This window comes from Corynebacterium kutscheri (assembly GCF_000980835.1).
GTDB lineage: Bacteria > Actinomycetota > Actinomycetes > Mycobacteriales > Mycobacteriaceae > Corynebacterium > Corynebacterium kutscheri.
The window spans coordinates 1,824,259-1,850,053 of record NZ_CP011312.1 but is presented as its reverse complement, the minus strand read 5'-3'; the positions used below and the strand labels follow the sequence as shown (position 1 = coordinate 1,850,053).

At 45.0% G+C, this 25,795-nt stretch carries 20 protein-coding genes and 1 tRNA gene; 10 read left to right on the top strand and 11 right to left on the bottom strand.

Annotated features, from left to right (window positions below):
- The first annotated feature begins 71 nt into the window (after positions 1–71).
- The 3 genes from UL82_RS08420 to UL82_RS08410 all read left to right on the top strand — a co-directional run bounded on the left by UL82_RS08420 (position 72) and on the right by UL82_RS08410 (position 2,272).
- Positions 72–434, top strand: coding sequence for an FKBP-type peptidyl-prolyl cis-trans isomerase (locus UL82_RS08420; protein WP_046440366.1), 363 nt, complete (start codon positions 72–74; stop codon positions 432–434).
- Between the two features lie 154 nt (positions 435–588).
- Complete coding sequence (locus tag UL82_RS08415; RefSeq protein WP_046440364.1) at positions 589–1,383, top strand: enoyl-CoA hydratase; 795 nt, start codon at positions 589–591, stop codon at positions 1,381–1,383.
- A gap of 94 nt (positions 1,384–1,477) precedes the next feature.
- Entirely contained in the window at positions 1,478–2,272 is a 795-nt protein-coding gene (locus tag UL82_RS08410; protein ID WP_052735925.1) for a hypothetical protein, read from the top strand.
- A gap of 19 nt (positions 2,273–2,291) precedes the next feature.
- On the opposite strand, the gene UL82_RS08405 is transcribed toward UL82_RS08410, so the two are convergent.
- Positions 2,292–3,185, bottom strand: a complete 894-nt coding sequence (locus UL82_RS08405; RefSeq protein ID WP_046440362.1) for a DUF1906 domain-containing protein — start codon at positions 3,183–3,185, stop codon at positions 2,292–2,294.
- 183 nt (positions 3,186–3,368) lie between these two features.
- Entirely contained in the window at positions 3,369–4,529 is a 1,161-nt protein-coding gene (locus UL82_RS08400) for a cation:proton antiporter (RefSeq protein ID WP_232009558.1), read from the bottom strand.
- Between the two features lie 1,013 nt (positions 4,530–5,542).
- On the opposite strand from UL82_RS08400, the gene UL82_RS08395 reads away from it, so the two are divergent.
- Positions 5,543–7,792: an HtaA domain-containing protein gene (locus tag UL82_RS08395; protein ID WP_046440359.1), complete on the top strand. Its 2,250-nt coding sequence runs from the start codon at positions 5,543–5,545 to the stop codon at positions 7,790–7,792.
- A 248-nt stretch (positions 7,793–8,040) separates the two neighbouring features.
- Here UL82_RS08395 and UL82_RS08390 read toward each other — a convergent pair whose 3' ends face one another.
- Positions 8,041–9,000 (bottom strand): DUF418 domain-containing protein, encoded by a 960-nt coding sequence (locus UL82_RS08390; protein WP_046440357.1) that lies wholly within the window; start codon positions 8,998–9,000, stop codon positions 8,041–8,043.
- A gap of 1,159 nt (positions 9,001–10,159) precedes the next feature.
- Entirely contained in the window at positions 10,160–12,310 is a 2,151-nt protein-coding gene (locus tag UL82_RS11075; RefSeq protein WP_052735924.1) for a DUF5979 domain-containing protein, read from the bottom strand.
- 1,112 nt (positions 12,311–13,422) lie between these two features.
- Between UL82_RS11075 and UL82_RS08380 the strand changes: the two genes are divergently transcribed.
- The gene (locus UL82_RS08380; RefSeq protein ID WP_046440355.1) at positions 13,423–13,710 is read left to right on the top strand and encodes a hypothetical protein; all 288 of its coding nucleotides are present in this window, start codon (positions 13,423–13,425) and stop codon (positions 13,708–13,710) included.
- A 94-nt stretch (positions 13,711–13,804) separates the two neighbouring features.
- Here UL82_RS08380 and UL82_RS08375 read toward each other — a convergent pair whose 3' ends face one another.
- Positions 13,805–14,182, bottom strand: a complete 378-nt coding sequence (locus UL82_RS08375; RefSeq protein ID WP_046440353.1) for a DUF1902 domain-containing protein — start codon at positions 14,180–14,182, stop codon at positions 13,805–13,807.
- Between UL82_RS08375 and UL82_RS08370 the strand changes: the two genes are divergently transcribed.
- Complete coding sequence (locus tag UL82_RS08370; RefSeq protein WP_232009466.1) at positions 14,182–14,526, top strand: hypothetical protein; 345 nt, start codon at positions 14,182–14,184, stop codon at positions 14,524–14,526. The two genes, UL82_RS08375 and UL82_RS08370, sit on opposite strands and share 1 nt — an antisense overlap.
- A 350-nt stretch (positions 14,527–14,876) precedes the next feature.
- On the opposite strand, the gene UL82_RS08365 is transcribed toward UL82_RS08370, so the two are convergent.
- Positions 14,877–14,949 (bottom strand) — tRNA-Arg (locus UL82_RS08365).
- Between the two features lie 268 nt (positions 14,950–15,217).
- Here UL82_RS08365 and UL82_RS08360 point away from each other — a divergent pair.
- Entirely contained in the window at positions 15,218–15,490 is a 273-nt protein-coding gene (locus UL82_RS08360; protein ID WP_046440351.1) for a hypothetical protein, read from the top strand.
- A 4-nt stretch (positions 15,491–15,494) separates the two neighbouring features.
- Positions 15,495–16,286, top strand: coding sequence for a precorrin-6A synthase (deacetylating) (gene cobF, locus UL82_RS08355; RefSeq protein ID WP_052735923.1), 792 nt, complete (start codon positions 15,495–15,497; stop codon positions 16,284–16,286).
- Between the two features lie 41 nt (positions 16,287–16,327).
- Here cobF and UL82_RS08350 read toward each other — a convergent pair whose 3' ends face one another.
- From UL82_RS08350 to UL82_RS08330, 5 genes are all read right to left on the bottom strand, one after another.
- On the bottom strand, positions 16,328–17,569 hold the full coding sequence (locus UL82_RS08350) for a hypothetical protein (RefSeq protein WP_046440346.1): 1,242 nt from the start codon (positions 17,567–17,569) through the stop codon (positions 16,328–16,330).
- A gap of 129 nt (positions 17,570–17,698) precedes the next feature.
- The gene (locus UL82_RS08345) at positions 17,699–17,956 is read right to left on the bottom strand and encodes a mycoredoxin (protein WP_046441411.1); all 258 of its coding nucleotides are present in this window, start codon (positions 17,954–17,956) and stop codon (positions 17,699–17,701) included.
- An 18-nt stretch (positions 17,957–17,974) separates the two neighbouring features.
- Complete coding sequence (locus UL82_RS08340; RefSeq protein WP_232009465.1) at positions 17,975–18,496, bottom strand: dihydrofolate reductase; 522 nt, start codon at positions 18,494–18,496, stop codon at positions 17,975–17,977.
- A complete protein-coding gene (locus tag UL82_RS08335; RefSeq protein WP_046440344.1) occupies positions 18,497–19,300 on the bottom strand; it encodes a thymidylate synthase in 804 nt (267 codons plus the stop codon).
- 212 nt (positions 19,301–19,512) lie between these two features.
- Complete coding sequence (locus UL82_RS08330; protein ID WP_046440342.1) at positions 19,513–20,271, bottom strand: 3'(2'),5'-bisphosphate nucleotidase CysQ; 759 nt, start codon at positions 20,269–20,271, stop codon at positions 19,513–19,515.
- 35 nt (positions 20,272–20,306) lie between these two features.
- Between UL82_RS08330 and UL82_RS08325 the strand changes: the two genes are divergently transcribed.
- Together UL82_RS08325 and UL82_RS08320 are read left to right on the top strand one after the other, a co-directional pair.
- Positions 20,307–25,073, top strand: a complete 4,767-nt coding sequence (locus UL82_RS08325) for an ATP-dependent helicase (protein WP_046441407.1) — start codon at positions 20,307–20,309, stop codon at positions 25,071–25,073.
- Between the two features lie 255 nt (positions 25,074–25,328).
- A complete protein-coding gene (locus tag UL82_RS08320; RefSeq protein WP_046440341.1) occupies positions 25,329–25,742 on the top strand; it encodes a YccF domain-containing protein in 414 nt (137 codons plus the stop codon).
- Positions 25,743–25,795: the final 53 nt, after the last annotated feature.

The window sequence follows — 25,795 nt, the reverse complement described above, 5'->3', positions numbered from 1 at the left end:
AATATGCCAGATATGTGTTTTCACTAATGAGTTGAGCAAGATTTGTTAAACGATCCCAGGAGTTTCAACCCATGGAAAAACCCCATATTGAGGTCCCTACCGACCCGGCACCAGAAGACATTGTTATTACTGACATCATTGAAGGTACCGGCGAGCAAGCACAGCCAGGCGGTTTGGTCGAAGTCCACTATGTTGGTGTTGAGTATGAGTCCGGCCAGGAATTTGACTCTTCCTGGGATCGAGGCGAGTCCATCACCTTCCCACTATCTGGTTTGATTGCCGGCTGGCAAGAAGGCATTCCGGGGATGAAGGTTGGCGGTCGCCGTCAACTTGTTATCCCACCGGAGGCTGCATACGGCCCAGCAGGTGGCGGACATCCATTATCTGGTCGTACCTTGGTTTTTGTCATCGATCTCATTAGCCTCGGCGACTAATACTGCTTTTGCTTTTACTGCACCTAGTAGCATTGAATATGCTGGTAGGTGCGGTTTTTGTTTTTTAGTTTATGGATATTCGTCGAAAAGCTGTGAAAGATAATAAAGCGTGGCACAGACCGATCCGATAATTTTTTCTGCTGAGATGGGATAAATGAAGACAACGTTATTAGTTGAAGATCGAGAAAAAATTCGAATTCTTAAACTTAACCGCCCAGAAAAACGCAATGCGCTTTCCATTGATTTATGTAATCAAATTAAGCACGCTGTTGTTGATGCTGAGCAGAAGGCAAAAAATGAGGATCTTATTCGGGCAATTATTATTCGCGGCGAAGGACGAGCTTTTTGTTCTGGTGCAGATTTAAGCCAACCTGTGGATACTACGGCAGACAAAAGCAATGCGGGAGTGTATAGCGATGGCTTTCGCGAAAGTCTCGCAGCAATGTTGCGTGCTCTGTGCGAAGTAGAACTACCAGTTATTGCTGATATTGATGGTCCCGCAGTTGGTGCAGGGATGCAGTTGAGCTTAGCCTGTGATTTCCGATTAGTCGGGGAGCGAGCATGGTTTAGTATACCGGCAACCAAACTTGGTTTTGCCCTTGATTCTTGGACTATCCAGCGTGCCCATAATCTACTTGGTGGTGGTTATGCACGCAGGATATTGATGGCTGCTTATCGGTTATCTGCTGTTCAAGCAATAGAATCAGGGTTTGCATTAGAAAAACAAACCGCTGAAAGTAGCTGGTATTTTGCTCAAGAAATATCTTCTTTGGCACCACTTGCCATTGCCCATCATAAGAAAATGCTCAATAACTATGAGGATATTTCATACAATACATCGATCTTTGAACCACAAAACTCTTTTACTCAATGCTGGCAAAGTGATGATGTGCTAGAAGCGCGCCGGGCACGACAAGAAGGTCGGTCGCCGGTGTTCCGGCGTCGCTAAGCAAAAAGGTGGGGGACTAGGTCTTCACTTTCTTTCTGGTCCTGGTTATCTAACACGTATGATAAATGAAATCTTTTTATCTTATGGAGGGTGAGTGGAAAATTCTGCTTTCGTAGTGCCTATGGCCAAAGTAATGAGTACTTTTACTTGTGGCGCACTACTTGTTGCTACGGCTTTTTGGGCACTTGATAGTAGCGAAAAAACGCCTATTCCAACCCAGAAAATAGCAGTTACGCATCCATCGGAGCTCTACGTTGCCCCTATTGCTGAACCTATTTTTGATGAAGAACGGTCACAATTTACTGCTATTTCGCTTGGCGACGGAACCTGGCAGGGAACTAGCTCGCAGCGTTTAGCTCGTTCAGCGTTGAGCCTGTCCAAGCTGTATATTGCTGATTATGTGCTTTCTCATGGCACCCTAATTGAGCGTGGCATGGTAGAACCGATGATTCGGGAATCTAATGATGATATGGCGACTATTCTTTTTCAACGCTATCCGGAAAGTATTGCCGAAATCGCTAAAAAGTATCATTTATACTCTACAAAACCCGCTGAGCACTGGGGATATTCGCAAACCTCGAGTTTTGATGTGGCATATTTTCTCTATCAGCTTATTCGCAATAATCCGCAATCGCCGATTTTAGAGTGGATGCGTACCATAGCCCCTGCGGCAGCCGATGGCACGGAACAAAATTTTGGTACTGCTCTTCTTAACGGTGTTGAAGGAAGCAAACTAGCTTGGAGCAACGACCATACTTTATTTTCTTCGGCTAGTTTCGGCGATGGTTATGTTGTAGTTGCTATGGTGCAAGGCGATGCCGACGATCTTAATCACTATGTTCAAGCACAAAGAGGTTCTGCAATCGCAGAACCTCCACAGCGCAACTAGCAGTTAACTTGGTTAGCTATTAGCTAGATGACTGAATGATTTTTAATGCCTGATTAATCTGATCTTGGGTAGGCATGGGCAGGTTTTTTAATTCCGGTGGAATTGGCAGTTGTGAAGAAAGCTGGTTGAGATCGGGAATCGCAATATTGCCTGATGGGATATTCGGGATATGTGGCGCTGCTTGCCCCGGTGTCCATTGACCCCAGTCAGCAGTGTAAACATGGTTAATATCAACCTCGATACCGTCAATAACACCTCGTTTACCAGCAACCTGGTGAATATTGATGCGATTATTAATTCTTCCTTGTGAACCCCAATCGTGTTGCCAGAAGAATTCCCCTAGCCCATCAGCGGCTGCCCAATCGATAGTGGCGTAGTTGGCATAGACACCCATCTGGTATCCCGAAGCCTTGAGGGCAGTTTGGAACGCCTGCAAATATGGTCGAATAAGCGAGGTATATTCTGTGTGGGTCGGGTTATCATCGATAGCCACGTAAATAGGGCGATTCGTTGGTCCGCCAGCAGCTATATGCAAAGCAATGGCCTGAGGTGCATGAATCGCAGCGCCAGCTGCGCCTTGTTTCCAATCGGCGGTTTCGGCACGGCCAAATTGATAAATCGAAGCAGTAGCCATACCTACCGACGCCATTGCTTGAGTTTCAGCAAGCGTAACAGGCTTACCCTTCATCCACTCAGCTCCTGGACGACGCTGGGATACATACCGAATCGCGCCGATATGGCCTGCGTTTTTAATAGCCTGTGCGCTAGGTACCCCAGCGGAGAAATCAATGATAGTGCCACGCACCGCACCAAGTGCGTGTGCTTGCGGTGCCTGCGCGATACTTAGACCAGCTCCACCGGCAAGGGTAAGCATAGCTGCCTGGAGAAAACGACGGCGGCTCAAGGTAGACATGGAACTCCTTAATATAGGTGGCAGTTTAGCTGTTTAACTGTAACTAAAACACATAGGCCACTTTATTCACATTAGTTCCAAACTGTAACAAATTGTAGTGGGTTTTGACGAGTGGTGAGTGTGGAAAACCACGCTTAGCAAACTTAGAGACAATTGTCTTCATGCTGGAAGATGGAACGTGCTTTAGCTTTGTCTACGATTACTTTCGATCTTTACTGGTTTGATCAACGCTGCGCTAAGTGGGAAGACTAAAACAGTAACTGCACCAGCAGCAACTAACATAGAGGCATTGGTTGTAGACATAATCTCAGAGCTGGTAGCTACTTCAGTGACCGCAACAATAATGGGTAGTGCAGTTGCTGAATAGAGGCTGAGTTTTATTTGATCGCGCGTATTGTTTATGCCAGAACCGGTGTTGGAATATTTTTCCCGCAAAAAGACAGGCAGTCCGCGAGTAATATAGATGAGCGGGATTAGAGTAAGCAGCAACCAGGGTTTTTCTGCTACTGCATGAGGATCGATATTCATGCCCGAGCAGACGAAGAATACAGGGATAAAAAGCCCGTAACCAATAATATCTAGCCGATCTGCTACTGTATGGCGATGTTGTATTGGGACTAGCTGGCGCAGAATAAAGCCTGCTGCGAAGGCGCCAAGAACCACATCGAGTTCAAAGACTGCTGCGACTGCCATTAAGATAGCAAGTATTAAAATAACCAGGCGCATCACTGATTGGTTAGTTGAACTGGCACTATCAAGCAGTGCTTTGCTTACCCAAGGAGCAAGGCGATGAACGGTGCGTGGTACCAGCGCTACCACAATGGCGATAAGGGTAAAAAGCAGCAATATTATTGCCGTGAGCCAGGTTGCTCGTGCAGATAAGAGAAGTGCCATTGCTAGAATCGGGCAGACTTCGCCGATAGCACCATGAATCAAGGTGGATTTTCCAACTGGTTGTTCCAGGATGTCTTGTTGTTTAAGAATGGGTAATAGGGTGCCAATGGCAGTAGAGGTCATAGCTAGGGCGAGCACTATGGCTAAAAGAATATTTCTACCGGCAATAAGATATGCGCCGATAAAACTAAAAATGGCACAAAGTAGCCAGGTTTTAGCGGCATTTTTACCTTCCTTACTCCGAAGGCTATCGGGATCTATCTCATAACCAGCTAAAAGAAAGAGCATGCCAAGGCCTAGTTCTTTAAGTAGGCTAACCCCTCCTGTTTCGCTGGCTAGCCCTAAGCCATGGGGGCCGATAATAACGCCGAAGGCGATAACAAGTACTACTGCTGGAATGCGTTTACCAGTTGCATATGAGATTAACGGCGCTAGAAAAGCGGCGCTCATAATCCAGGCAAAAGAAACAAGTGCGGTAGAGATATCGTGCTCGCTAGCGAGCAGTACTTCGGTGGTCAGTTCCGGGGAAAGCGGGGAAGCGGAAACGTGCATGGAAGAAAATGCTAATGGTAGGTTTATGGGATTGACGAATAAGTAAAAATGAAAATGATTTTAAAACCCCTGGATAAAGCGTTATTTTCCGTGTGAAATAAATATTTCTTTTTATATGATTTTCAAAGTGTATTTTTCCTATTAGTGCTGGTAGTAAACATTTAATAAGTTCACAGTGAGAAATAAGAATTATTTATTGCCTTTTTTCTTAAAGGAAAAATAGCAGGTCAGAGCATATATCAATAAGGTGTTTAGTCTCACAGTTTGCACACAGCTATATTAAAAGTGCAGGTCACAGCATTTATTTAAATCATTGCTGGTTGAGATGGTGGCAGATATAGTCGTTTGTGTTGGCAGGTTAAACAACCGGCTACAGGCAAAGGCAATAATAATGAGACTCGGGAGGCCATTTGATAGGTAGTAAGAGTCGCGCAGGTAAAAGGACTGCCGCATAGAGTTGAGGGGCTTGATGATTGCGAAGTTACAGCTTGTGTGATGTATGAGAGATTCTTCTTGAGATTCATTCTTTCTTTTAAGGCAAAATAAGGGTAACGGGCGCGTTTTCCAAGTTTGATTCACTTGGGAAACGCGCCCTTCCTTTGTGATGTGCTTTCTATGTTTTTGCGTTGCCCCAGAAAATATTTGTCGACGATTGTTTCATTGATGATTGATGCAGTTTATGCACGACAATGTTGCTTACTAGGGATTGTGCGTAGCGGTGATAAGCGCATTAGGCATGTTTGGTGGCTAATGGGGGACGCTTGGTTACTGGTGCTATTTGGGTTTCAGGTAGATCATGAGGGGTATGTGGGGTTAACCAAAATATAAATAGGTTAGGTTAACCTATTTGAAGGTATATATGATATGCCATCGTCCCCTCATTAGATTCATTGTTGAAATGGAGCCATTCGGTGAAGAATCAACGTTTCCGTCACCTGCTGACCACAACGATAGCGTGCGCAACACTTATATCTTTGACTGCCCCTCATGCCTTCGCAGAGTCAGTATCTACAGACATAAGCAATGTTGACCCTATTGCTACTTCTGATATTGCGCCAAATACTGTGGTAAAAGAAGAAGAAACTGTTAATGATCTTAAAGATACCGTCGAAACGGTAACAGAGACTGATAAAACCACCAAGGATATAAACGATAACTCTGTTACTACTGGTGAAAACAATGTAACGGTTAAAGATGCTGAGCCAGGGAAAAAACCTGTTGGTACCCAAGACCGAAAAGGCCAAGAAAATACCCTTACCTGGGGTGTACGTTCCTCATTTAATAATTATTCTGGTGGGCCTACTGAAATGCTTGATGGGGCAACACAAAACGAACGTAAAAATCAATTTACTTTTGACCTAGAGTCTGTCACCTATGACAAGGAGACCGAAAAACTCGAGGCGAAGTTTAAAGGTGGTGTTCGCTACCAAAAATACTGTGACGATAATACTAAATACACCAATTGTAAGTTGGATTTAAAAATTGAGAACCCGCGTATTGTGATAAGCAAAGCTGGTTCGTATGTTTTCGCCAAAATTTCTTCAAAACAATATCCTGACGGAAACGTATATACCAACGACGGTATTACTGAAACCAAGCCAATAGCACAGCTATATACGGCTAATGCCGACTTTAAAGACGAAAACAATAAAATTACGTGGTCTGAAATACCTGCAACATTGACCACAGATGGCAATAAAACATTCTCAGATTTTTATACCGTTGGTGGTGGATTAGACCCAATTACTTTTAATTTTGATAAGTCGAAGCTAACCGGTGATCAATCAGAATATAAACGGTTATCTACCGACAATGCGAAGTATCTTGTATCACCGCAGAGCTTTAATAATGAGGTGCTCTACGAAAACCACCGTGAGCTCTTCAAATTTAAAGGCCACGTCATTGTTGCCACAGCGGATTCCACTGGATCGAAGGTCGATAAAACTGGTTTTTCCCTCTTAGACCGAGATTTAAACGAAAAGCACTTCAAAGATGTTGATTTGAACTGGTATGGTGCAGTCACTTTTGACGAAAAAAATGGCGACCTTTACTACGTTAAAAACATTGAAGGTAACTATAAGAATGTCTATAAAATACACGTACATACAAAAACTGGATTCAGTGAACCAAAACTTGTTTATACGTTCAACGATGATGTAACTACTCTTGGGTACAATCCTCACACTGGCGACGTCGTTGCGGTCTCCAAAAAGCAAACCGCTATTATCAATAGCAAGTCGATTGTTCCTCTTTCGCTTCCTAGTGATCAAGAACTAGTCAAAGAATATGGCTTTACTGATGCAGAGCATGTTTATGGAAACTCATATAGCTTCTCACCAGCAGCAACCGAACTTCTTCCCATGGAAGACGGAACGTTTATTCTTAATGCTAATGGCAGTAGTGCTAAGAAAAACAGCACAAATTTCTATGGGTTGATGGTATCTATTAACCCTCGTAATAAGGAAAAACCAGCCAGATTTTTACCTGAATCTGCTATGGCTTGGCCAAACCTTAAGTCTAATTCCGCCCGTGTTAAAGGCAACCTAATCATTCGTTTCAACGATAACTCCAGTGAAGCTCATGTTGTTGCCCAGTCTTTTAGATACGAGAACGAGAAACTAATCGATCTACAAGGCAAAAATCCAGTTCGTGGTACAGCATCAGATATAAAATCATGGGGCAATGCTTTCATCACCAATGAAGGTACTGTTATAGCTTTGGACAGCAAAGACGGCATTCTTAAACATGTTGACATAAAAACTTTCAAAAAAATTCAGGATAATACACCAGATAAATATGGCCGAGTGCTTGAAGATATAGCTATTCCTTCAGGTGCGAAAACAGCGTCACACCATCATGGTCCGTTACTTCAACTCGATGAAGGAACCTTTTATGTTTCCGCCTACGATGCTTCAAAAGGCGAGGCTGAAGAAACGTATGTGTTAAGGAAAGTCTATGATCCAAAATTTGTTCCTGAATCATTCGAAGAAAAGCCAGATATTCCTGATACCGACGAACAAAATAATTCTTCGCTTTCTAATACCTGGAAGATTATTCTTGGCGTCTTGGGTGGTCTTGCCAGCATCGTAGGGATTTTTGGAGTGGTTAATCACTTCTTTGGCGAGCAGATTCGTAACTTTCTCCAGCAGTTCCAGCGCTAAGAGTTTCAGATTTTAGCTAACTTGCTTGATATATAATCAAAATCGCCTTCTACCAGCTAGGTTTACAAAAATACCTGGCAGGTAGAAGGCGATTTTATGTCCTAATAGATTCTATTTTTGAGTGAAAAGCTAGGAAAATAATTACCGAGAGCACGCTTCGGGGTATGACGAAGATGCTAAAAAACGAACAAAACGAACAAAGAAGGTAAGAAGAATTTTTGTTGTCGTATCTTCTCAACGGAAAACTACTACTGAGCAGTAGTTTGAGCTGCGTTATGACTATTTGAACGCTTAGGTGTGAAATTCCACCAGGTTACCATTCGCCAGAGCCGCTCTAGTGGCCCTTGACCGAAAGTGCGATCCCATATCCAGCTAAATACCATTTGGAAAATAAGCATTCCAGCAACAAATAGGAACGCGATGTCCCATGCTTGAGAGGAATTAGGAAGACTAACAAATGGGGCTGTAGCCAGCATAATAAGCGTCGCACCAATGTAGTTAGTAAGTGCGAGACGACCCATAGGTGCAAAAACTGTTTGCAGCACTGACCGAGCTGGGGTATGCATTGCAAGAAGCACGAAACAAACCCACATAACAGCCATGGCAAGCCCAGCGATAGCAGATTCAGTGCTAAAACCGGCATTGATTTTGTTTTGCCATTGTATCCAGCCAGCGATAAGCGCAATAGGCGTTGAAATAATTAGCCCATATGTTGGGATACGGCGATTTTCGGCTAATACCGCAGGAATTCCAGCCTGTGCAAGGCTGCTACCTAAGAGGAATAAACCAGGGATCAGCAGCATTCCACCGAATGGAACGGCAAGAACTGTTGCTATGATCCCGAGTATTAGAACCCACGTACGGGATAAATAAGTAGAGGGAAGAAGAATAACCAAAGCGGTTATGGCATAGGGCAAAAGCGCTTCACCCGGTTGTAGCAACTGATGAAGCCCACCTAAGACACCAAGGAATAAGAATCGGCGAAGCAAGGGAAGACGATCGTAGTTCTTTGACCACATTAAGCCGAATCCGATGCCAAATAAGAAGGAAAAGACTGGGAAAAAGCGCTGCTGGACCAATAATTGCATAAGATCATGGGAAAAGCCGTACGGAGCAGTGAAATTCCATACGGATCGAATATTGGCAAATGCAATTCCGCACAGTGCGATTCCTCGAACAACGTCGAGCCATTCAATACGATTTTTCATAAATCCTGCTATTTTCTTTCTGAAGAGGGGTAAAGCTATTCATCTAGGAGATGAAGAACGTGGCTTGTACGTAGCCAGGTATATTATGGGATATTTTTTCGCAACACCAATAAAATAAGTGTAATAATAATTTTTCTTCAGCAGCCAGTAAATGACTAAAAAGCTATGGTGCAGGCATCCTACTGATTGTGATGCAACAATAAAAGAGGTTTCAAAAATCTTCTTGTTGGTTATAGAGTGAGTGAGATTTTGCGCGCTTATAGTGCTGTTACTGCGTACTTATAACTATGATCCATTACGGATAGTGCTTGAGGGTTAAGAGGTAATAGCTTGCGGGGTGCGTGGGCCGGGAAAGCAATAGAATCATTAGGTTTAATTCATATATAAGATGTTGTACGTATCTTGGGTTGTACCGCTGAGAATTCTTTAGCTATAAAACAGGTTGCTTGTTTTGCCTTAGCTTTTACTAGCGACGGATGTTAGTGAACTGAAAACGGTATGTGATAAATAGTTTTGCCCCTGGTTGAGGTTTTATAACTCAACCAGGGGAGTTCTGTGTTTTAGGTGCGAACTACCTTATGCAGAGAAAAACACTGGAACGATTGAGAACGTAACATCTGATAGATGGCTTCGCAGGACGGATACAATGAGGTCGACGAAGTTATGAGAGGTAGAGCTGAGTTGGGTGATGTTCTCCCACAGTTGCTTGGTCATTTTTATATACCTTTCTTTCTTCTATAGGGGGGCAGATTTTTTGTTTTTCTCTGCGTTTCACACAATAGGGTGATAGGACAAGGTTGCCAAATTTGAGCTGGTATGGATGCGGCGTTGCTTAGCTTGTTTGCGTTGAAACTGGAAAAGTTATTGATTCATCCTGATTTTCGCGTTCTGATTTGTGGTGTTGGAAGCAAGGTAATGAGTGTGCTTTTAACCTGATTGTGGCCTTATTGCTTAGGGTACGCGCGATGGGTACTGGGGCAGAGAACATGAGAACTAAAAGCATCTTTTTTAACGCCTAAGAACACTTTTAGATGAGTATTGAGAGGGATACAGCGAAAAATAATCCCCTTTTTCTTAATGGGTTGTAAACAACCACTAAGAAAAAGGGGATCGTATTGATGAGGTTACTTTTAAGCTCTACCTCATATTTTTGTGTAGGTTAGTTGTTCTTATTCAACCGACCACGATAGGTAATAAACCCACCGACTACAGCAAGCAGTAATGCTACAAGTGCTAACCAGATGACAGAAGCACCAGTATTAGCTAACCCTTTACCCTTATTTGTTTGGTTAGGGGTAGCAGCAGTGGTGTTCTTGCCATTGTTTTGCTGTGTTTGAGCAGTGTTGTTGCCACCGTGGTGTGGTGTGGCAGGAGTATTACTTACACCATTCGGTGCAGGAGCTGGTGCTGGGTGTGGTGCTGGTGCTGGGTGTGGTGCTGGTGCTGGGTGTGGTGCTGGTGGGAATGGTGCCGGAGGAACCGGAATAGGAATCGGGATTGGAATAATCGGCGGGAACTTACTGGTTGTTGTCGGAACAATCGGCTCAGTAGACGAAGTTGTTGTAGTTGGCTTTGCCGACGAAGTAACCGAGGTCGATGTAGCAGACGAAGTTGTTGTTGCCGACGAGGTGCTCGAAGCAGACGTTGTTGGTGTCATGCTTGACGTTGCTGAGGTTGTCGGTGCTGGACGTGTTGTCGACGACGAGGTGGTTGTTGTTGGCGCAGCAGAAGACGAGGTCGTTGTTGGTGCTGGCTTAGTATCCTTGGTGTAGGTGTTGACCGCAGTAACAACCAATTCAGCCTCAGTCGTGGAACGAGGATCAATTGCAACAATATTGTCTTTCGACTTTGGTTCACCATTAGTCAACCACTGTAGTGAATGCTTGAAACCTGCAACTGCTGCATTCTTCTCAGAGATCATACAGGTGGAATCAAGAGGAAGATCCTTAACTTTAAAGGTTGCACCATTTTTCAGCTTAATGCCACCTCGTACTGGCTGCGTTCCCTGTTCACCACGGCAAATCCAACTGAACTCGAATTCTTTGTCCTCGGTAAGTCCTTTGACTTCTTTCTTTAGGGTGAAAGTACCTTTACCTGGAACCGGAGGCTTTGGTGGAACTGGATTATCTTCTTTGACATAGGTGTTTACCGCTGTGACAACAGGTGGTTGTTTTTCTGCTTTGCGTGGGTCAACAAAAACCGTATCGGTAGGAGTAACTCTTTCTTCACCGTTAATCTCCCAGTTAAGAAGGTGGGTATACCCATCAATTTCTGGAGCTTTCTCGGATATTTGGCACGTGGAGTTAAGCGGTAAGCGAGTAACGGTAACTCGTGCACCATTTTTTAGTTTTGTTTCACCCTTGGTGGCTGTGTTTTCGTCTTCACGGCATACCCAGGTGAACTCAAATTCTTTGTCTTTATCCTTTTCTTCAAGGCCTACAACTTTTTTCTCTAAGGTGAATTGACCCGTTTCTTGTTCCACAACGGTGTACTCGTTCTGAGCAGTGAACTTGAATGGGTCGTTGGATGTAAGCGTAAAGTCAATCGAGTTGAGACCAGTTTTTTGGATATCGTTTTCATCCGGTACAGCCAGATTGTGGTAGTACCCTTCAATATATGCTGAATTTAGTTCTTCAGTAACAGTGCACTTGGAACCCACAGGAACCTCAAGCGCACTGTCTCCTTCTTCGTCAACTTTAACAAGTAAAGAGCTACTAGACACGGTCTTATCTGGCTGTTCACATTGCCAGGTGAATTTAAAAGTCTTGTTTTCTTTTTTCAGTTTTTCGACGAGTTCTTTAGTTTGTGTATCGTTTGTTTGACCCTGGCTGTTTTTAACTACAACCTTTTTATTTATTATGAACCTAGTTTGACCTTCAACTATTGGGGTAATAGTGTCCTCGTTCTCATCACTTGTGGGATCAGTTGTATCTTTATCGGTGTTGTCTTTAGAGAAACCGAAAAGGTCTTTGAAGTTTTGCCAAAGCCTTCCCCAAAAAGAAGGTTCTTGCCCAGCAGGTGTTTCCTGTGAATCTTGTGTAGACACTGCATCATCTACAGGGATCTGATCAGAAGGCTGGGTTTCAGCGTCATCAGACTGCAGATCACTAACAGCAGTAGCGTCTTCTACAACGGCAGTAGCGTCTTCTGCCGTCTCAGAAAGTGCAGTTTCTTGTGCTGCTGCAGCATGAGAGAAGTTGATAGCAAGTGGTACAAGGCTTGCTATGAGAAGAAGCGTAAATAGTATGGCAAGCCATGGGCTGCGTAGTAGCCCTGTGCTTGTTTTTCTTTTTGTAGGGGAATGATTCATGTTTTTTCCGTATCGTTTCTTTCTGAGAGTGCTCTTTTATATATAGAGCGCAAGACATTTGTTTCCTGCCTTTTATCTTTTTGAAAGATTAAAAAGAAGGAGAAGAGGGGTGACAGGCTTTGGGGTGACCTGGTGTGGTTCCACAAAAGGTTTTGTCAATGTCTTATTGATTTAAATTATCGTCAGTAGCGGACTAGATACAAGTTCTAGTGGATGCCATTACTATTTCTGAACTTAGCTGAGATTGTGATTTTTGTTTCTGTGAAGTTTTAAGTCTTACTGAAGAGATGAAAAATCCTTCTCATCTGTTTTCTTTTGATGAGAGAGGGAAGAAAAATGCTCTAGAGAGAAATTGAATCTTCTGGCACAGGTGCTCTACCAGCATAAATGTGGTTATTTTGCATCTTTGATGGAGTGAGAAGAAAGTAGCCCATCTAGAGTAGCGTTGAACAAATGCGAATTTTATCCAAGGTTATCTTCGCTGGTGCATATTTGAATTGATGCTGAATTATCAGAAATCACCAGCGCATTTGCACCTATATTGATTAGCGTCGATGTCGCAGTGCGTCGTAAAGCATAAGGCTTTATTATCGGGAAAACCTTATGATTGCTTTGATGAATTCATCCAGATAAGCGTAGCCGGTAACTTGCTCCCGTAATTCGGGAGCAAGAAGCTTTATCGTAGGCTTTGGTATATCAATGGTTTGGGTCTGTGAGGTTTTGTCTTATTTATAACAACCGACTAGATACGGTAGATGCGGATTTGTTAATAAGTGCTCTGGGTGTGTCGACATCAATATTGTCAACAGTTAAATGCAACTGCCTTGCCTAACCTAGCATCTGTGTATATAAGAAACATAACCAAATGATCTATAGTGTCTACATTTACTGATAAGTAATTCCACTTGTGTGGAGGCAAACGTGGTGTCTTTTATGACTTCGTGAAGGCAGTCGTAATAAGTTGCAAGGATTTTCGAATATCTTTCGGTCTTGCACTACAGCATGGAGAATCCTGCGGAGGATTTCCAGGAGTTCTGTTTACGACTGTGGCGCTACGTTTTGGCGAGGCATAAGAGTGAAACATTTACAAGTATTTAATTAAGGAGGAAAGTATGGAACTTCAAGAATTACCGCCCCGTGAGGCTCATGGTGCTTTTGTAGGAGTTTTTGGTGTTTGGTTCTGCTCAATAGTGGCGTTTACTTTCTCCGCATTAAAGTTCGAAGATGGAATAATCGGTGCGTTAGTGCTGCTTTCCTTATCTACTGGGATTTTATCCTCATTTCTTCTGCAGTATCTCTCAAAAAATAGAAGAGGTCGGAAGATTCCACTTCTGCTACTGATTTTCAACGCAGGGGCTACATGTGTTCTTGTTTATGTACTCATTGGACTAATGATCTAGTGGCTTGAAATAGGAAAATCTCTACATGCTTTAGCAGGTGTGTGGAGACTTTTAGTTTTTAGGGGCTATTTTCTGGGCTTTATTTTTGTATGGGCTAGGTTGTAGCTAGTACTTGTGCGCGTTGGTAGCTGACCCCTAGTATGAATCCGATATCTCTGTAGATGAGGCCTTGCCTGGCGAGTCCGCGGGCGGTTTTACGCATAAGCCGGGAGGCTTTTTCTTGGGCTTGTTTAGCTTGTTGATTAGCTTCTAGTGCTTGGTGCGCGGCTTCGGAGTAGGTGTCTGCTTCGATGTGGTATTTCAGAGTTTCGAGTTCATCGTCGGTGAATTTTTCTGATAGCTGTGCGATGTCGCGGGCGTAGTCTTCGATTTGGTCGAGGCGGCGTGCCTGGGTTACAAAACCAGGGATGTCGTCGCTGATGGCTGTCCACCACCCGTTGTTGCGGGTGGCAGTGATGTTGATGGTGGTCATTGGATTCCTATCTGTTTGTAGATTGCGTTGGACGTGTGGGTGCTTTTATTACTGCGTTAGGTGGGTTGTGGATTGGTTTGGTGAAGGCTAGGTCTGATGCACAAGCTGCCAAGGGTTCACGCATGGATGCGTTGGAGGCGCGTGTTGATAAGATGCAGGCGGATTTAGGCGATGAGCGTGAGAAGCGTCGTAGTGTGGAGGTGGATAACCACCGACTGCGTATGGCACTTGTAACCGCTGTGAAGCATTTGGAGCAGTTAATGCGCTGGGCTGATGGTGGAGCGAAACCACCTAGACCGGATGATATTGATTTGGATGAGATTAAAAGCTTGCTGAAAGCCTAAAGATAGCTCCTGGTGTAGGTTCTATAACTTGCATTAGGGGCTTTTTACGTTTGTAAAGGGTGTTTCACCCTAAGTCTTGACACGGGCCTTACTGTACCACCGAATGTTCCTAATTTTGTAAATAATTAAATAAGCCTTTATTCATTGCTGAATGGTTCACGCAGGGTTAAAAAATATTAACTTTTCAAATCTTAGGGCTGAATTTTCCGTGTAGCGACCAGGGGTTTCACGACAATTTCACGACATGTGCCACCATATTAGGCCTTATTTAGCCTTGCTTTACCCCTATGGGAAAAGGTAAAACCCCCGCTAACCTGCAAAAATACTGGTTAACGAGGGAAAAGGAAAAGTGCCCCAGAGAGGAATCGAACCTCCGACACCGGCTTTAGGAGAGCCGTGCTCTATCCACTGAGCTACTAGGGCGCTAGTGCATTAAGAATGCTGTCGTAGGCTATCAACCTATAACGCATATCTCGTATGACACGGGACTAGCGTACCGGAAACTGGTGAAGAAAATTAAAACGTGGGTAGAAGACGTATTTTTTTAAAAGTTAAGGAAGATTTTTACTGTTTTTCTTCCTAGTACACCTTGGCGGCCTATGCTGGGATAAGAGCCTTATGCCAGGGTGAAGGCGAGTTAACGACGGCGGCACCCATAACAAAAAATATTTTTTATGGAAGGATAATAAGCATGTCTGAGATTCATCCAATTTTTCATGATGTTGAGCGCCGCCCGGTGGTTGCGGTTGTTGTAGAAGAAAAAGGCAATAGTGTCTTGGTTCTTGAGCAACTGCAGGAAGATGGTACAACTACTCGTATTTTGACGTTGAATAAGTTTGATGCCAAACAATTGTCTGCGGTGTGTGATCGTTATCTGCATCAGCAAAATTCAATTGATTATTCTCGGATGAATGCGGTGTTATCAGAAAATGACGTCGCTAATCTCTACGGCGACGAAGATTAAACCCGTGCGTACCCTTTACGTTATTGGAATTGGCGCTGGTAGTCCGGACTATCTTAGTCAGCAAGCAATTTCAGCGCTTTCACGGTCAGAAGTAGTTATTTCCCTTGATAAGGGTGATGCAAAAGCTGATCTATTAGCGCTGCGGCAACAGATTGTCGATACGCACGCACCTGAAGTTCCTATTGTGGCGGTAACTGATCCACCACGTGATCGTAAGCCACAAGACTATCGGGCAGAGGTTTTGCGCTGGCATCAAGCACGGGCAACGTTGCTTGCCCAGACGATTCGGGCAAATAGTAGCGAACAGGGACAGGTAGCGTTTCTAGTTTGGGGCGATCCGAGCTTATATGATTCCACCCTGCGCATTATCGAGCATATGCGTAATCTAGAAGACCTTGATTGCGAGGTAAAGGTCATCCCTGGAATTACTGCTGTGCAGGTGCTTACTGCTGAACATGCGATTTTGATTAACCGTATCGGTGAGGCCATCCATATCACCACTGGGCGTAATTTTGCTGATACACCAGCACAACAACGTCGTAATTGCGTTGTTATGTTAGATGGCAAGGCTTCCTGGCTAGATGTCTACACTGAACATACATATATTTATTGGGGCGCATTTTTGGGTACTCCACAGCAAGTATTGCGTAAAGGATACGTTGCTGAAATCGGTGAGGAATTAGCACAGCTTAAGGCCAGGCTACGCGCTGAACACGGCTGGATTATGGATACCTATCTTATTCGAGAATTTGATGAAGAAAACCCAGCAGACCAAGTAGGCGAAGGCATTCATTAAGAGCATTCACCCGACTAAGAACTAGCATGGTGTAATGGCACTTAGTTTTGTTCACGCATAAGTTTACTGAGCTCGATATCAAAATCGAGCCCAGTTAAGGCCTGGTGAAGGGTTAAATCTAGATTATGCTCCTTTTTCATAAACCTTCGGGTATAGCCAAATGGTAAGGAGTCTAGGCTGCTGAGCTCGGTAGCGCCGGTATCGTCGTAAAGCTTTTGGCACTCGGGAAGATAGACTGAATCAAGCGAACAATCATGCTGGAAATGAAAATGCTCCAGTGTGGCATGCGGCTGTGGGCAAATATAGCGCACTGGTCGGGGCGTAATATCAAAAGCTTGTTTGGGCAGTACCATCTTGTGCACTGGGATACTGCTGTATAGCTGAGCAATCATTGTTGTAGAGGCATGATGATGCGAAGTAAGTTCGCCAGCTATGTGGGCAGATAAACATAAGTTATTGTGCTCATCTGTTCCCACATAATTGTTGATAATTAACAACTTGCGTGCGAAGCCCATAATTTCATCGGTACTACTCGCGCTGATCGGGGAATCGGTGAGGTCAGGGCAGCTAAGCTGATGCAGAATAGCATTAACCGCTGAGATAATAGGACTTTTGCTAAAAGCTGCAAAAAAGTGAATCCACGGTTGCACTTTTCCATGTTTATCTAAGGCATGATAGGCAGCCAACATAGCGTGCGCATCACTTTGGCACGGATCAATATCAAGCTGGGCATCTACCCGGTTCACGAGTGCATCCATACCTATATGGGGTGCTACTGAGTAACCAAGCGCGGCGGCGTCGGCAAGTGCTGCAATACGTGGATCAATATCTGGGTTAAAACTGCCGATAGCTTCCAATAATGCGATGGATTGGTTTTCTTGTTGCAAATAATCTTCTAATAAACCCAGCGGATCGGTATATGAGCTGATTTGAACCTCAAAATGCCAGAGCGCTTGGCCGGTAATTTCTAGGGTGAAGGTTGCCTCTTCTTCGCTGTTAAAACTATTAAATGTGTGACTAAGCTGAACTAGGTCATGCAGATTGAGCGGTTGGGCGTCGATAAGCATGGGGTGGGCGAGATGAAATTGGCGACGCCCCACGTAGTAACCTTTGCCAACACCAATACACCAATAAGGTTTAGGGGCTAATCCTAAGGAGCAAGATAAAATATCAATAAAAGTATCAGCCGGCATATTCCCTTCGGCAATAAGGCTGCGCGAAATGGGCCGGTATAGTTGATCTGCAGTATTGATATGAATAAGAAAAGCTCCATGGTGTTCCATGGAGCCTAATTAAAGCAAGGATATCCTTAATTATCTAGAGTTTGGGTGAAGTTGTCACTTCCTGCGTGAGTCTTAGTACTACGGGTGCTTATCGACGAAAGAGAAAAGCACCGTTGAGGTTAAATAAACCTATGAAGAGCTGAGCTGGGCTAATTTTTTGCGTACCTCAGACGCCGAAGGATTAGTTGCTGTTGTGCCATCGGAGTATTTCACAGTAGGCACAATGCGATTGCCCTCATTGACGGATTTTACCCACTCGGATGCTTGCTCATCTGCCTCAACATCTACTAGCGCATAAGGTGTCTCGGTGCGATCCAAAGCTTTTAACAACCGTTGGCAAAAAGGGCACCAGTCGGCTGCATAAATAGTTACATGCTGGTTGGTCATGTAGACATCTTGACGCACTTACTGCTTCCGACGCAAACTTTGAAATTTATAGCGCAGACCGGTTTGTGATACTAACCAATCAGAATCGCTGACTACCTCAAAATCAGCTATGTCAGGGGCATAAACAGCCTGTTCGCCAAGTTTATGGGCAAGCGGAAGATCAATAAGAGTGAGCTCAATATGCTGCACCAAAGCTAAAGTGGCAGCATAAACACTTCCACCGCCGATAACCCAACCGTCAAAATTACTATAATCAGTGACTACCTCAGCACCCTGAGACCATTGACCAGCTGGAGAAGAAGAAAGCACAATATTGCGTCTGCCCGGAAGTGGGCGAAAACGTGGGGGAATAGACTCCCAGGTTTTTCTGCCCATGAGCACATCATGACCACTCGTGGTTTCTTTAAAATGCTGTAAATCTTCCGGTAAATGCCAGGGCATATCTGTACCAGTACCAATAATTCCATCAATTGATTGCGCCCAGATTGCTTTTAAACCAGGGCGCTTTATCGGTGTATCGGTCATGTCCAGATGCTGCATTTACACGCTCACTTTGCCTTTGATCACTGGATGCGGATTATAACCATTGAGCGCAATATCGTCGAAAGTGTAAGAGAATATTGAATCGGCTTTTTTCAGCTCTAATTGCGGATAAGGACGTGGCTCACGTGAAAGTTGTAGCTTAACCTGTTCAATGTGGTTGTCATAGATATGGCAATCGCCGCCAGTCCAAATAAATTCGCCTACTTCAAGATCTGCTTGTTGGGCAAGCATATGGGTTAACAAAGAGTAAGAGGCAATATTAAAAGGTACGCCGAGAAACATATCGGCGCTGCGCTGATAAAGCTGGCAACTTAATTTCCCATTGGCGACATAAAGTTGGAATAACAGGTGGCAAGGAGGAAGCGCCATATTATGTAGCTCTGAGACATTCCAAGCGCTTACAATATTGCGACGCGAATCAGGATTAGTACGCAATGTGGTTAATGCGTTATGGATCTGGTCGATATGATCCCCGTCAGGGGTTGGCCAACTGCGCCATTGAACACCATAAACCGGGCCGAGATCGCCATTTTCATCCGCCCACTCATTCCAAATGCGCACTCCATTGTCTTGGAGCCACTTCACATTGGAGTCGCCGCGCAAGAACCACAGTAACTCACCTACTACCGAATGAAAGTGAACTTTTTTGGTCGTAATAAGTGGGAAAGAATCTGCTAGGTTATAGCGTATTTGGGCACCAAAAAGGCTTGTGGTTCCGGTGCCGGTGCGATCATCCTTGTGTGTGCCCTCGGCCAAAATTTTGGCGAGTAGCGCTTCATAAGGGGTATCAATGACAGACATGATCCAAGCATAAAGGTAAACGCTAAAGAACGCATGTCTGTTGTTTTTAAACTGACCTATAGTGTGGTCTTTTTAGTGCGTATAAGGCAGCTGATATGCGTTTATTTATCGGCGCTATACAAAGAAGTCGTCGCATAAAGCAAAGCTATGCGACGAACTAAAATCTTTGTTATTGCGGCGCTGACTACCGCATACGGCTTTAAATAGGAGTTCTAATAAGAGCCGTTTTCCTCCCGGAAAGCAGTAGCAAGGGCAATGATTTCCTCAGCAAGTTCTTTTCGACAAATAAGAATATCTGGCAAATAGGTGTCTTTGTTGTTGTAACGAAGTTCTGAGCCATCAAGTCGTGAACAATGCAAGCCGGCCGCTTGGCAAACTCCTACTGGCGCAGCCGAGTCCCATTCATATTGGCCACCAGCATGAATATAAGCATCATAATCACCAAGCAAGACATGCATCGCCTTTGCGCCAGCAGAACCGAGCGATTCGGTTGAAAAATTAAGCTTTTCAGCAATATGAGTAGCCACTGCTGGGGGACGGTTATGCGATAGCGCAATGCGATGTGAGAGTGGGCCAGTTACCGCGCGAGCCTCAGAGGAATTAAACACCACACCTAAGTCTGGTAACCCAACAGCAGCATGGGTAGGAATTCCATGTTCCACCAAAGCGATATGCACAGCCCAATCCTGGCGGCCGGTAGCAAATTCCTTGGTGCCATCAAGCGGGTCAATAATCCATACCCGGTCTTTGCCGAGTCGCTCAGGATTATCAGCTGCTTCTTCAGACAGGAAACCATCATGTGGTCGGTGTTGCTCTAGAACTCGTGCAATCCAGTTTTGGGCGAGGTCATCGCCGGCTTCACCGAGTTCGCGGCCGCGAAGAACGCCAACGTTTCGCACGCCTTTGAGAATTTCGCCCGTTCCCTGGGCAAGCCGATAGGTTAGTGTAGCGTCGTCAAACTGTGCAGTCATAGTTTCCTACTCTAGTTGTTTGGTTGAATAAGAACATGTCTACTAACTCTGACGAGAGTATTCTCACCCGCTTTAACCCGGTGGCACGGCAGTGGTTTGAGGAAACTTTTGGCGCCCCAACTGCGGTACAAGAAGCTACATGGAATGCTATTTCAGCAGGTAAAAACGTTTTAGTTGGTGCACCTACTGGGTCGGGTAAAACCCTTGCCGCTTTCTTCTGGGCACTGCAAGGACTTATTCAACCTGTCAGACATCCCACATTGTTTCATTCGGATTTAGCTAGTGGGATAGCTAAGAAGACCGTCGAAAAACAAACTAGCCAAGCAAAAGTGAAGGTGCTTTATATCTCACCTCTGAAAGCACTGGGGGTAGATGTAGAGAAAAATTTAAATATTCCACTTGCTGCTATGCGCGAAGTTGCTCAGCGAACCGGAGCGGGAATCGAAGAAATTAGTATCGGGGTTCGTTCTGGGGATACCACGGCAGCCCAACGAGCCCAACAGCGTCGGAATCCACCGGAAATTTTAATCACCACCCCAGAGTCAATCTATCTTTTACTCACCTCCCAAGCACGAGAAATTCTTAGTGAAGTTGAGTGTGTCATTATTGATGAAATTCATGCGGTTGCTGATTCCAAGCGCGGTGTACACCTTGCGTTAAGTCTGGAGCGTCTAGAGCATTTAGTAGGTAAACCGATACAGCGAATAGGACTTTCGGCTACAGTACGTCCACTTTCCTTAGTAGCGCAGTTTCTCGCTGGTAATCGACCAGTAGAAATTATTAATCCACCGCTAGAAAAGACGTGGCAATTAGACGTTCATGTGCCCGTCTCGGATATGAAAAATCCTGCATTACCAGTAACGGATATAGATCCAGCCTTAACCGCGACACACAAACCATTAGCGAGCGATTCCGCCTTAGCCGTAGACGCTTCGCTGTGGTCTTTTGTTGAAAAAGAGCTATTCGACGAAATTATGGCACACCGCTCTAGTCTAATTTTTGTTAACTCCCGGCGCGCTGCAGAGCGGCTTAGCTCGCGTCTTAATGAACTATATGCGCAAAAATTTTCCCCGGAAGAACTCGCCCCACCTACTCGTCGAAACCCAGCACAAGTTATGGTGAGCACCGCAGTGGCAGGAAGCGCACCAACTTTTATTGCCCGCGCCCACCATGGGTCGGTATCGAAACAAGAGCGCGAGATTACCGAACAGATGCTTAAAAATGGTGAGATCAAAGCTGTGGTGGCTACCAGTTCGCTAGAACTAGGTATTGATATGGGAGCCATAGAACTAGTTGTTCAGGTGGAATCGCCGCCGAGTGTAGCTAGTGCGATACAACGTGTTGGTCGTGCCGGCCATGCTGTAGCAGCAGTATCACAGGGCTCTTTTTACCCAATGCACCAGGCAGATTTGGTGCAAACAGCGGTCATTATGCACCAAATGGGTAAGGGCTTAATTGAAGAAATCTCGGTACCACAGAATGCATTAGATGTGCTAAGTCAACAAACCGTAGCCGCAGTTGCAGTTGATGATTGGCATAGTGACCACTGGTATGAACTGGTGCGACGAGCCTATCCCTACCGCAACCTGGCGCGTTCTGTTTTTGATTCAGTCATTGATCTAATTAGTGGAGCATATCCAGCTACTGATTTTGCTGAACTTAAACCGCGCGTGGTTTTCGACCACGAAACCTCTGTACTAAGTGCTCGTCCAGGTGCACAGCGAGTAGCTGTTACCTCAGGCGGAACCATCCCTGATCGTGGTTTATATGGGGTGTATTTACTCAGTGGTGAAAAAGGTTCGCGCCGGGTTGGGGAACTCGATGAGGAGATGGTGTACGAATCGCGCGTTGGCGATGTTTTCACCTTGGGTGCTTCTAGTTGGCGAATTGAAGCAATAACCAATGATCAAGTCCACGTTTCACCAGCTCCAGGGCACACCGGACGGCTGCCTTTTTGGCTCGGTGATGATATGAACCGTCCTGCGGAATTAGGTAAAGCAATAGGGGCTTTTCGACGTGCGATTGCTACTAATCCTACCCAGCTAGAGCAATTTTTAGATGGGGTAGAAACCAATGTACGCACCAATATTCTGCATTTTTTAAGTGAACAACAAAAAGCAACTGGTCAGATACCAGATGAAGAAACTCTTCTTCTAGAGCGGTTTACTGATGAAGTGGGTGATTGGCAGGTTGTCTTTCATTCTCCTTTTGGCCAGGCTGTGAACGCTGCTTGGGCGCTAGCTGTCAGTGCCCGGTTTGAACAGCGTACTGGTATTGATGTGCAACCGGTCAGTAATAACGACAGTATTGTTTTGCGCATACCCTATGGACAAGAATTGCCTACTGCGGAGCTTTTTATTATTCATCCGGAAGAGATTGAAGATATTGTGCGCTCACAGGTTGCTGGTTCAGCACTTTTTGCAGCACGCTTTCGTGAATGTGCGGCGCGGGCACTTCTTTTACCCAAGCGAGACCCAGGCAAACGTGCTCCTTTATGGCAACAACGCCTGCGCGCTAGCCAGCTACTTTCTGTAGCAAAGAAATATCCTCGATTTCCGATCATCTTGGAAACTGTGCGGGAATGCATACATGATGTCTATGATCTGGCGTCGTTACGCGAGGTTTTAGGCGATATTGCCCAGAAGCGGATAACTATTGTCGAAGTTACCACTGAAACTCCTTCGCCTTTTGCTGCCTCTTCGTTGTTTCATTATCGCGGTGGGTTTATTTATCAGGAAGATTCACCATTAGCAGAAAAGCGTGCGGCTGCGTTAAATCTGGATACTGAGTTGCTGACCCAGCTTCTAGGTACCGTAGAGCTACGAGAGCTACTCGACATATCGGTCATAGAAACGATTGATGCTCAACTACGACGAGTTGCTATTGGCTACCGAGCACGCACTGAGGAAGAGCTCGCTGATCTTTTGCGTATTCTTGGCCCGATCCCAGTAAAACAGTTGGCGGAAAAGTTAGATTTCGATTATCACGATGAGCTGGCAACTAGGACAATGCAGGTGGCCATTAATGGGGTTATGCATATAGCGCAGATTCAGGATGCAGTAGTACTCAGAGACGCCCTGGGTGTTGTGCTTCCTGCCCAGATAGCCTCGACAGCGCCTTCAGAAATTATGGTAGATGCGCTCAGTCAGCTGGTTGCCAGATGGTCACGACATCGGGGTCCCTTTGTGCTGACACAGTTACAAGAAGCATTTGGTTTATCTAGTTCTATTGCTCATGCTGTTGTAGAAAGCCTCTGCCAGCCTGAGCATATGAGAACGGGAAATAAACTTATCGCAGGTCATTTTAGAACTGGGGTAGAAGAAACCGAATATATTAATGCACAGGTGCTTGATCGTATTCGTCGGATAAGTCTAGCTCAAGCACGAGCACATACCCGTGCAGTAAGCCAAAGTAGCTATGCGCGTTTTCTTCCCCCATGGCAACATGTGGCCGCTGTTGGATGCACCCCTAAGCTCAGCGGTGCCGATGGGGTATATGAAGTAATCGAACAGCTTGCGGGTATACGGTTACCGGCAAGTACTTGGGAAACACTGGTATTTCCTGCCCGAATTAAAAATTATCAACCGAGCTATCTTGATGAACTTACTACCACCGGTGAAGTACTTATTATTGGTGCTGGTGTAGCTACTAGCAATGACCCATGGATTATGCTTTTACCCCGCGATGATGCTAGTGAACTACTAAGCCCACAGGAAGTAGAACTTAATCCGATCCAGCAAAAAATAGTGGAACTGCTGGCTACCGGTGGTGGATTTTATTATGCAGATATTCGTAGCCATATCAGTACCACTGTGGCATCTGATGAACAATTGCGGGAAGCATTATGGGATAGTGTTGCCAAGTCGGTGATTATGCCAGACAGTTTTGCTGCTCTTCGCGCACATTTATATAGCGGCAGCGGAGCTAAAACCACTAGCCGGGGTGGGCGTTTTAATACCGGGTCTCGGTTAACAAGACGAAGTGGCCGTTCTGGTTTACGGCGTGGTCGATTAACAACCGGGTTTGTCCGCCAGGCTAGTGCACCGGATTTAATGGGTAGATGGTCGCTTGCTCCACAAGCAAACAACCAGGTTACAAAGAATGCTCTTCTTCGGAGCGAAATCTGGCTCGATAGATATGGAGTAGTAACCAGAGGCTCAGTTGTTGCTGAAGAAGTAAGCGGTGGTTTTCAATTAGCTTATAAAACATTGAGCCAATTTGAGCATGCTGGTAAAGCTGTGCGTGGATTATTTATCGACGGATTAGGGGCGGCACAGTTTTCCACTGCCGCAGTTGTTGATCGCTTGCGAAATTATTCTGATAGTCCAACGAAGCCTTCAACTGGTCATTGGCCATCAGGAACAACTTCCCCAGAGGTATATATATTGGCTGCCTGCGATCCAGCAAATCCCTATGGTGCGGCACTCGCCTGGCCGAAGTCAGGCTGTACGCGAAAAGCTGGTGCACTGGTAGTGCTTATCGACGGTTTATTAGCAGCTTATCTCAGCCGTGGTGGGCGTAAGTTGCAGCTTTTTGAGGAAGTACTCGATTACTCGGCTGATGTGTTAACGCTTATTGTTGCCGCATTGAGCGAATATGTGCAGCGCACACAGCGGGCGTTAACAATAGAAACCATTAATGGGGATGCTGCGTTATCATCACAGTACTTACCACAGTTTCAGCAATTAGCGGCCCCGATTTCGATAACCCCACGAGGTTTACGCATAGCTGTGTTAAGAACTGAACAAACGATCAGTGTACGCAGCAGTGAATCTACAACGAGAGGGCGTACGTTAACTTAGGCACTTGAACAAACCCCAACAGATAATACTGCCCCTGAGGTAGGTGGGTTTCTCTCCGGCCGGGATCGGTGATAACAAAACCTAGGGTATGCATCGAGGTGGGGGTTTGAGCTTAGATTCTTAAAGAAAAACCAAGTAGCTACTATTAATCCTTATTGAGTCGGTTTTTAATGAGGTATCACCAGCTAGAAAGCTGGTTGCTTGTGCTTAGCGTAGAATGCGGGAAACAATTTTATTTTTATGCAAGGAGCTACAATGCGTTTGATACTGAACATGATATGGCTGATTACTGGTGGACTATGGCTAGCTCTTGGCTACCTGCTTGCCGGCATCGTAGCTTGTATTTTTATTGTGACTATCCCCATGGGGGTGGCTAGTTTTAGAATGGCCAGTTATGCGCTGTGGCCATTTGGTCGCACGGTAGTTGCTGAGATTGGCAGAACTAAACCACTTACCAGCGTTGCAAACGCTATTTGGTTTGTTATTGCTGGATTATGGTTAGCACTTGGACATGTCACTACTGCACTCGCTCAGTTTGTGACCATTATTGGTATCCCATTGGCAATCGCCAACGTGAAGATGATCCCAGTAACGTGTTTCCCCTTTGGTAAGCAGATTGTTGATTCAAACCACATTCCTTTTGGTTATGCGCCAATGCTGAAAATCTAATCCTGTAGGTATTAAGAAAAACCCTGATATAACAGCCATCTTCTGGTGTTATA